This window comes from Arthrobacter sp. Bi83, assembly GCF_918698095.1.
Classification (GTDB): Bacteria; Actinomycetota; Actinomycetes; order Actinomycetales; family Micrococcaceae; genus Arthrobacter.
This window is the reverse complement of sequence record NZ_CAKKLY010000033.1, coordinates 45,953-54,255: the sequence shown is the minus strand read 5'-3', so window position 1 is coordinate 54,255 and position 8,303 is coordinate 45,953. Positions and strand designations below refer to the sequence as shown.

Below are 8,303 nucleotides of genomic sequence, written 5' to 3'. Positions count from 1 at the left end.
ACCCGCCCCAGTGGCACCTGCTCCTGCGCCAGCTCCAGTGCAACCTGCCCCCTCACCCGGAGGCTCCACCCAGACCGCCATTTCCGTGGCCCTGGGCAAGGTGGGCAAGCCCTACTTCTACCAATGGGGCGGCACCGGCGCCTACGGCTTTGACTGCTCGGGACTGGTTCAGAACGCCTTCGCCGCGGCAGGGAAATACCTCCCGCGGACGGCGTCGGAGCAGTTCGCCCAGGCGCCCGTCCACGTTCCTCTGTCGCAGGCGGAGCCCGGCGATCTCCTGGTGTGGGGATCCGCCCCGGGCTTCTATCACGTGGCCATCTACCTGGGCGGCGGCAGGGTAGTTCAGGCCCTCAACCCCGCCGCAGGCATCACGGTGACGGACCTGAGCGCGATGGCAGGCATGCAGCTCTATCCGGTGGCTGCGCGCTACTAGCCCGACGGTTTTCCGTGCAATGTTCGCCAGCCGGTGAACGTCAGGACAGCACGTCCTTGCTGACGAACCTGCCGTACGCCAGTGCCCCGAACACGGCGATGTAACCTGCCTGCAGGAGGGCGTTGCTGGTGAACGAATCCCACCCGATCGGCTGGCGCAGCAGGTCCGCGAAACCGAACCAGTAATGGCTGAACAGCCATGGATGCAGCCACTCCAGCTGCGGCAACTGGTCCAGCACCTGGGAGCCGACGGACAGCACGATCGTGGCGGCCATGGCACCCACCGGCACATCGGTAAGCGTGGACAGAAAGAGCCCGATTGCGGAAAGTCCCAGCAGCGACACCATCTGGTAGGCGGCGATCAGAAGCATCCGCCCCACTGCTTCGCCGGGCTCCACGACGTCGCCGGACAGCAGGGTTACCGGCCCCACGGGGAAAAGTGCCGCCCCGATAGCCGCGCCGGCGAGCGCCACGGCCACCGGGGCCGCAATACAGAAGGCAGCCGCCCCCACGTACTTCACAATGAGCAGGCGGACCCGCCCCGCGGGAGCCACGAGCATGTACCGCAGGGTTCCGAGGCCGGCCTCCCCCGCGATAGTGTCGCCCGCAACCACTCCGATGGTCAGCGGCAGGAACAGCGGTACCGAAACGATCAGCGCCGTCACTCCGACGAAGAGCCCGTTTTGGGTGATGCGGTCCAGGAACGCGGGCCCGCGGCCCGCGGGCACCGCCGTCGAGACCCGGACGACGACGGCGATCAACACCGGGATCGCAGCCAGTGCCAGCAGCAGGGCCTGGGTCCTCCTCCGGCGGAACAGCAGCGTCAGCTCCGACACAACCAGCGAAGCGCTCGACGGCGGCCGCCGGGCCTCACGCGCGGCCATGCCGGTGTCATCACTGCGCGACATCGAAGCCCTCCCCCGTCAGCGCCACGAAGCGGTCTTCCAGGCTGCCCCGCTCCACGGTGAAGCCGCGGACGCGGACGCCGTCAGCCACCAGCGCGGCGACGATCGATTCCGGTGCGAAGGTCTCTGTGCTGCGGGCGCCATTCCCCGGCAGGCCGCCGGCGCCGTCGGGCAAAGTTGCGGTGATGACCGCTCCGGCACCGTCCGGATGACCGACGACCGGGGCCATGCCGAACCGGACCAGAACGCCCGAGGCCGCAGCGGCGTCGGGCGTTAGCAGGCGGAGCTGCGCTGAACCCGCCTGGCGGAGCTCCGGCAGCGGCCCCTGTGCCACCAGCCGACCAGCACTCATGATCGCCGCGTGCGTGCAGATCTGCTCCACTTCGGCGAGCAGGTGGCTGGAAACGAACACCGTGGCGCCGTCGGCGGCCAGCGACCGGACCAGGCTGCGCACCTCCCTGGTGCCCTGCGGGTCCAGTCCGTTGGTGGGTTCGTCCAGGACCAGCAGTTCCCTGTGGGAAAGCAGGGCGTTGGCGATTCCGAGCCGTTGCTTCATGCCCAGCGAATAGGCCCGCACCTTCTTCCTGGCAGCGTGTGATAGCCCCACCCGCTCGAGGGCTTCCGCCACCCGGGCGCGCCGCGTGCCGGGCGTTGCATGCCGGTCCGCAGCGTCAAAGCGGTGCAGATTTGCTGCGCCGGAGAGGAACGGATAGAACGCCGGGCCCTCGACGAGGGCGCCCACCTGCGGCAGTACCTCGTCGAGCCGGCGCGGCATGTCCAGTCCGAGCACGGTGACCGAACCGGCCGTGGCCGCGGCGAGGCCAAGCATCATCCGGATGGTGGTGGTCTTTCCCGAGCCGTTGGGGCCCAGGAACCCGAACACCGATCCCCGGGGCACGGCCAAGTCGATGGCGTTCACGGCCAGTTGGTGGCCGAAGCGCTTGGTCAGCCCCCTGGTCTCGATGGCGAGTCCGGCGCCGCGGTCAGCGGGAGTCACCTCGCGGCAGCGGCAGCCTGCAGCCGCTCCAGCGGTACAGACCCGGCAAAGACACGGCCGTCGTCGGTCAGCAGAACGTTCAGCAGGGACGTCGAGATCGCCCGGCCGCCGGGAACAGTGATTATGGCCTGCCGAAGCAGCGGGTCCTTCAGCAGGGTATCGGCGGACGGCGCATCGGCATTCGCACCGCCGGCACGGGCGGGGAACCCGACCACGGTCTCCCAGCCGGAGCCCGTCAGCGACGGGGACTTTCCGGTCGCGTTCGTAGCTTTACCCTTGGCGTGGTGCTTGCCCATGTCCTTCGCGGCATGGGGCGTTGCCGGCAGCGCCAGGTTCTTGATCGTGGCACCGGGCGGCGGCGTGAAGTTGAAGAGGCCGGCATCCGGGGCACCCAGCGTCAGGCTGGAGAACGCGGTCCGGAACGCAGGCTCGGCCTGGCCGCGTGCCCGCACCTCCACGCTGAGCGGCAGCCCCTTCTCACCGTCCACGGCGATGGCCACGGATTCGACCAGCGTCCCCTGCGAGCGCGGAGTCAGCGTCAAATTGTAGGCAGCGCGTCCCGCCACCTCGACGTCGTTACCGACGGTCACGTCCGTGGACGAGTCGATCTTTGCCAGCATCCGGGCCGCGAGCTCCTCCGGCGTTGCCATGGTTCCCGGCGTGCGGGAGTCGGGCGATTTGTGGCCTGCGGCCTTCTCCGGCAGCGTCACGTGGGTGGCGGTGTTGTCTTTGGAGTTGTACAGCCAGACGTCGTTGCCCTGCCGCACTGCGTCACGCTCGGCGAGCCGGTCCATGACCTGGACCCGCACTTTGGTGGGGCCGTCGACGTAGACGCGCGCGCTGTGCGGTCCTGCCAGCAGTTCCGCAATCGAGCCCGTGCCGGCACCGGACGAGGGACCGATCTGGGGAACATCGGGCAAGCCGAACTCGGACGTCTGTTCCAGCGTTCCTGACAGGGACTTGGTAGTGTGCTGTCCAATCATGGCGAGCACCTGGGCAGGCGTCTTGTCGGGCAGGGGATCCCGGGCGCTGGCGGGAACGGACCCTGCCAGCACTCCGGCAGCAATTACAGCAGGTACGGCCACGGCGGGCGTCCACCGCAGCCACTTGGAGGCCATCTCAACTCCACTCCGACGTCGCAGGTTATATCCTCAGGGTACGCCTCGGCACATCCCCTGACAGCCCCTAATTCCGGCGCCGCGCTTTCGCCCGCGAACGTACTGGGCCAGACTGGACGGGACGCCGTCATCCAGCCGTGGGAGCCCGAGCAAATGAGCATCTATGCTGCCTCAACCACCCCGGCGGACGAGCTGACCGGGATAGTCGGCTTTGCCGCCCAGTCCATGGACGCGCTGGGCGAATGGGGCGTAGGGCTGTTCACGCTCGCAGAAACGATTTTCCCGCCGATCCCCAGCGAGGTCATCCTTCCCCTCGCCGGATTCCTGACCCGGCAAGGATCAATGAGCCTGGGCCTGGTCTTCCTCACCAGCACCCTGGGCGCCTACGTGGGTGCGCTGGCACTGTATTTCCTCGGAGCGAAGCTCGGGCTGGAACGGTCCATCCGCTGGCTCTCCAAGCTGCCGCTGGTTGACCGGGAGGACTTCGAAACCGCCGAGCGCTGGTTCCGGCGCCACGGCAAGTCCGCCGTCTTTTTCGGCCGGCTCCTTCCCGGCGTACGCAGCCTCATTTCGCTGCCTGCCGGCGCCGAGAAGATGCATCTGGGAACGTTCAGCGTCTTCACCATCGCTGGAAGCGGGATCTGGAACGGGCTGCTGATCGGTCTGGGTGTCCTGCTGGGCAAACAGTATTCGATGGTGGAACAGTACGCCCGCTATCTGAACTACGCGGTGTACGCCGCCTTGGCAGTCGTCGTTGTCTGGCTGGTCATCCGCTACATCCGGCGGAGGAAGTCGGCGGAGGACCCAAATTGACTCGCATTTTAGGCCGCTTTGAGCCCGCAAAACGACATTAAGTAGGCCAGTTTGGGTGCGCGGGAGCCGTCAGCTTCCGGGCAGTATGGTGCCCGCACCGCCGTCGACCGTTATGCTCTGTCCCGTCCGGAGAACCGACGTGGCGTCCGCGACGCCCACGACAGCGGGGATGCCGTACTCCCTGGCGACCACCGCGCCGTGCGAGTTGGGGCCGCCCATTTCCATGACGAGGCCTCCGGCGGTGAGGAAGAGCGGCGTCCAGCCCGGATCGGTGGAGGGCGCGACAAGGATCTCACCCGGCTCCAGGTGCGCGCCCACCGGATTCAGGATGACCCGGGCCGGAGCAGTCACAGTTCCCGCCGATGCCGGGCTTCCCGTCAGGGCACCTTCCCCGGCAGCCCCGTCCGACGAAAGCAGGGTCTCGGGCTCGGTGCCGTCGGAGAGAAGCAGCCGCGGGATTCGCCGCCGCTCCAGCTCGAGGTAGTAGGCCCCCTGCCGCCGGGCCACGAGTTCCTGCATGTCCGCGCCGTCCAGTGCTTGCCCGGCCTCGGCAAAGTCCAGGAAGAAGACGTCGTCGGCGCGGGCGATCCGCCCCTCGGCCGCCAGAGTGGCGCCCACCTCGGCCACCTGCCGCCGGACCTCGGCCAGCGCCACCACGAGCTGGTACTTGGGAAGTTCCCGCAGGCCTGCGAACAGCCGGGCCCGCCGGAGCGCCGCGCGGACGAGGGCGCCCCGGACCCGGCTCCTGGCCGTGGTCTCGGCCACCAGCCGGGCCACCTGTGCCTCCGCTTCGTCTTCCGCTTTGCGGAACTGGCGGTCCGGGGCCAGGTCCGGGTCGTCGAGCCGCAGGTAATTGGCGAGCACGCCAAGGATATGGGTCGGGTCATCCCGCCAGCGGGGCATGCCGACGTCGATTTCAGCCACAGCCCGGTGGCCGAACCGCTCCAGGAACCCGGCCAGGCCCGCCTGCGCCACGGCGGGAAGTTCGCCGGCGCTGAAACGCTGCGCGAGCACGGTCAGCGGCTGCCCGGAGAACATTCGGGCGGACCCGTCGTCGGCACGGATCGCCGCTGCCAGCCGCCACAGCTCCAGGTCCATCGCGGTGGTGACGTTGTTGGGCAGGCCCCGGAGAATCGGCTGCAGCTCGATGCTCCGTTCACTTCCGGAACGTTCCTTCCCTCCCGCAAGCTTTCCTGCGAGCGCCAGCATCGCAAAGCCGAGGGCAGGCAGCGGAAGGATGGCGGTGACTATGGGAAACATTCGGGCCAGGACTTGCTCAGCGTAGTCAAGACGCTGCCGCGGCGAAGCCCCCGGTGGCAGGTTCAGGGAATCGCTGAAGTTCCTGGTAAACGCTTCGAGGCGCCGCAGTGCGGCTTCCGGGCGGAACAGCGCGCGCAGCAGGGATTCCGGCACGTGGGCACGCACCGCCACGGGCCCCACGTGTTTCAGGAGCCCCAAGGGAGTTCGCCGGGTGATGGAAAACCGCGGGTCCACGAACACCCGGCGCAGGACCGCCGCGGAGCGCGCCTCCATCACGTCAAACACCTTAGGGACGATGCGGCGTCCCACGGTGCTCCGCGCCACGGTGGTCAGGTCGAAGAAGATGCGCTGGCCGGCCTCGACGTAGGGAGAGGGGCCATTCCGTGCGTCCGGCACGTCGAAGCCTGCCGCACGTCCAATGGAGGACGCAATGATCCGGATGGCCGCGAGCCCCATCGGAGTGATGGGCCGGGTCAGCCCCTGGGCGAGGCTGAAGCACAGGTAGACGCGGATGTCCTCCCCCGGCCTGGCTTTGTCCGCCAGCGGATACAGCGTGGTGATGGGGCGGGACTGCGTCAGCCAGGCCTTGCCGCGCGTGTCGATCGCCCACTCGGTATCCTGGGGCGATCCGTAGTGGTTTTCTGCCCGGCCGCCCAGCGCGGCCAGCTCCCGGATCTGCGGGTCCGTCAGGCAGGGCTTCCCTGCCGCAGCAGGCTGGTCCACGCTTTCAGTGCCGCCCCCGGGCAACGCGCGGACCACCAGCCGTTTGTCTCCCAGCCGGCGCTCCAGGATCTTCCCGGACGCGATGTCCACCACGAAATGGTCCGGGTTGACCGCGCCGGACACCACCGCCTCGCCCAGGCCCGGGCTGGCATCGATCACCGACTCGCGGCGGCGGCCGGTCACGGGGTTCGCTGTGAACATGACGCCCGCCGATGCGGCGTCCACCATGCGCTGGACAACGACGGCGAGCGCCACCGTGGACGGGTCAATGCCGCGGCTGGCGCGGTAGGCGACCGCGCGGTCCGTCCAGAGGGACGCCCAGCATTTCCGCACGGAGGCCACCAGGGCATCCGCCCCCACCACGTTGAGATAGGTGTCCTGCTGGCCAGCGAAACTGGCGAACGGCAGGTCCTCGGCCGTGGCCGACGACCTGACCGCCACCGGAACGTCCGGCCGGTCCGTGCCGCCCATCGCCTCGTAGGCGGCCTGCACCTGGGCGGCGATCCCCGGCGGGAGCTCGGCCGCCTCAATCAGGCTCCGGGCCCGGCCTGCCAGCTCGGCGAGCCTGTCCAGGTCATCCGTCGGGGTGGCCTCCAGGGTGCGGTGCACGTCGGCGAGCCCGAGCGGGGCCACCGCTTCAACGTACGCCTCGGTGGTAAGGCAGAAGCCGTCCGGCACGGGCAGGCCGGCGGATAGGAGCTCGCCGAGGTTCGCGGCCTTGCCGCCCACCAGGGGCAACATGTTGGCGCTGATGTCACCGAGGCCGAGAACCAGCGCGCCCATCGGCTACGAGGCGCCGAGCATGGGGCCGAAGCTGGCGCGGTCGGCAAGCCGCAGATCCTCCCTGTCCGGCACCACCATGACCGGGCTCTTGGCGTGGTGCAGGACGCCGTCCGACGTGGAACCCAGGAGCATCCCGGCGAAACCGCCGCGGCCGCGGGTGCCGACGACCACCAGCTCCACGTGGCGGCTGGCCTCAACGAGCACTTCCACAGGGGAGCCGTCCAGGAGCCGGGTTTCGATGGCGAGCCGGGGGAAGTGGCTCTGCAGCCAGGCGACGCCGGCCTTGAGCTGGATCTGGATGTCAGCAAACAGCGCTTCCCTGTCCAGCGGCGCCGGCACCCACGCCAGCGATCCGCTGTACTGGGGCACCGCGCAGATCACCCGAAGCGGCGCTCCGAGCCGCTCGGCCTGGGCCGCGGCCTCAAGTACGGCGACGCGGGCCTGCTCGGAGCCGTCCACGCCCACCACAACGACGTTCTCCACGGGAGCGCGGCCCGCTTTGGCCTGTTCAGCCCTGATGTGCTTGTCCTGCGTGGTCTCCCCCAGGCGGTCCGAGCAGATCAGGGGGACGGTCACTGTGGCGCATTTGGCGTGCGCCGGCAGCGCGCTGCTGACCGAGCCGAGGAGCCGCCCCACGAAGCCTCCGCGGCCGCGCGTTCCAACGACCAGAAGCTCGGCGGTTTCGGACATTTCCAGCAGCACCCCGGAGGCGTCGCCGTTCTCGACGGCGGCGCTGACGTCGATGTTGTAGCCGGCAACCTTGTCCGCCGCATGCTTCAGGATTGCCTCGGCACCCTCGCGGATCACCGAGTCGTCCACGGTGGCGTACCCGCCGTCGAGGCCCGACGCCGCGAAAATGGGGACAGAGTATGCGGTGACGATGTGAAGCGGACGACGGCGGCGCTCGGCTTCACGGGCTGCCCACACCAGCGCACACTGCCCATGGTCTGAACCGTCGACGCCGACCACTATCCCCTGGGGCCTGGGGGACCTGCCGTCGCCATTCCGTGCCGGGTCCGGATGCAACTCGTGTGCGCCCATTCGGTCCGCCTCCTCGCGATACTGCCCTGATGATGCGGCTATTCTGCCAGACAGAGGCACAATCGCCGTCACCCTGCAGGCCTTCTTTACCCGGGTGTAGAAAACCTGCTCCTTGACACAACTATTCTCGGTCAGAGAGTACTTAGCAAGCATGCCCGGAGCACAGCAATCGTGCCTCCGGCGACTGAATCTCAGGCCGTGTTAAGCATGGCTGCCCGGGGGCTTTACCCT

The 8,303-nt window shown here is 68.7% G+C and carries 7 protein-coding genes; 2 read left to right on the top strand and 5 right to left on the bottom strand.

All coding sequences use genetic code 11. The features are described 5' to 3' along the window. Positions 1 to 433: C40 family peptidase (locus LQ144_RS15505; RefSeq protein ID WP_230119599.1), on the top strand; the 433-nt coding region annotated here is incomplete at its 5' end. A 40-nt stretch (positions 434 to 473) separates the two neighbouring features. Here LQ144_RS15505 and LQ144_RS15500 read toward each other — a convergent pair. Genes LQ144_RS15500 through LQ144_RS15490 form a run of 3 tightly spaced genes read right to left on the bottom strand, consistent with a single transcriptional unit; the run spans position 474 to position 3,452 of the window. Beyond that, the gene (locus LQ144_RS15500) at positions 474 to 1,316 is read right to left on the bottom strand and encodes an ABC transporter permease subunit (protein WP_230119602.1); all 843 of its coding nucleotides are present in this window, start codon (positions 1,314 to 1,316) and stop codon (positions 474 to 476) included. Positions 1,317 to 1,326: 10 nt separating this feature from the next. Beyond that, positions 1,327 to 2,334 carry an ABC transporter ATP-binding protein gene (locus LQ144_RS15495; protein ID WP_230119598.1) on the bottom strand — a complete coding sequence of 336 codons (1,008 nt, stop codon included), beginning with the start codon at positions 2,332 to 2,334 and terminating at the stop codon, positions 1,327 to 1,329. Continuing rightward, positions 2,331 to 3,452 carry a hypothetical protein gene (locus LQ144_RS15490; protein ID WP_230119597.1) on the bottom strand — a complete coding sequence of 374 codons (1,122 nt, stop codon included), beginning with the start codon at positions 3,450 to 3,452 and terminating at the stop codon, positions 2,331 to 2,333. Before LQ144_RS15490 ends, LQ144_RS15495 begins: the two co-directional genes overlap by 4 nt. Before the next feature lie 153 nt (positions 3,453 to 3,605). Between LQ144_RS15490 and LQ144_RS15485 the strand changes: the two genes are divergently transcribed. Further along, positions 3,606 to 4,265: a DedA family protein gene (locus LQ144_RS15485; RefSeq protein ID WP_230119596.1), complete on the top strand. Its 660-nt coding sequence runs from the start codon at positions 3,606 to 3,608 to the stop codon at positions 4,263 to 4,265. Between the two features lie 69 nt (positions 4,266 to 4,334). On the opposite strand, the gene LQ144_RS15480 is transcribed toward LQ144_RS15485, so the two are convergent. Further along, positions 4,335 to 7,031: a PEP/pyruvate-binding domain-containing protein gene (locus tag LQ144_RS15480; protein WP_230119595.1), complete on the bottom strand. Its 2,697-nt coding sequence runs from the start codon at positions 7,029 to 7,031 to the stop codon at positions 4,335 to 4,337. A gap of 3 nt (positions 7,032 to 7,034) precedes the next feature. Then, a complete protein-coding gene (locus tag LQ144_RS15475) occupies positions 7,035 to 8,072 on the bottom strand; it encodes a universal stress protein (RefSeq protein ID WP_230119594.1) in 1,038 nt (345 codons plus the stop codon). Positions 8,073 to 8,303: the final 231 nt, after the last annotated feature.

Bases quoted from the DNA above. Each gene is read 5' to 3' on its own strand.
- LQ144_RS15500 (WP_230119602.1), bottom strand. From the start codon at position 1,316: ATGGCCGCGCGTGAGGCCCGGCGGCCGCCGTCGAGCGCTTCGCTGGTT.
- LQ144_RS15490 (WP_230119597.1), bottom strand. From the start codon at position 3,452: ATGGCCTCCAAGTGGCTGCGGTGGACGCCCGCCGTGGCCGTACCTGCT.
- LQ144_RS15485 (WP_230119596.1), top strand. From the start codon at position 3,606: ATGAGCATCTATGCTGCCTCAACCACCCCGGCGGACGAGCTGACCGGG.
- LQ144_RS15480 (WP_230119595.1), bottom strand. From the start codon at position 7,031: ATGGGCGCGCTGGTTCTCGGCCTCGGTGACATCAGCGCCAACATGTTG.
- LQ144_RS15475 (WP_230119594.1), bottom strand. From the start codon at position 8,072: ATGGGCGCACACGAGTTGCATCCGGACCCGGCACGGAATGGCGACGGC.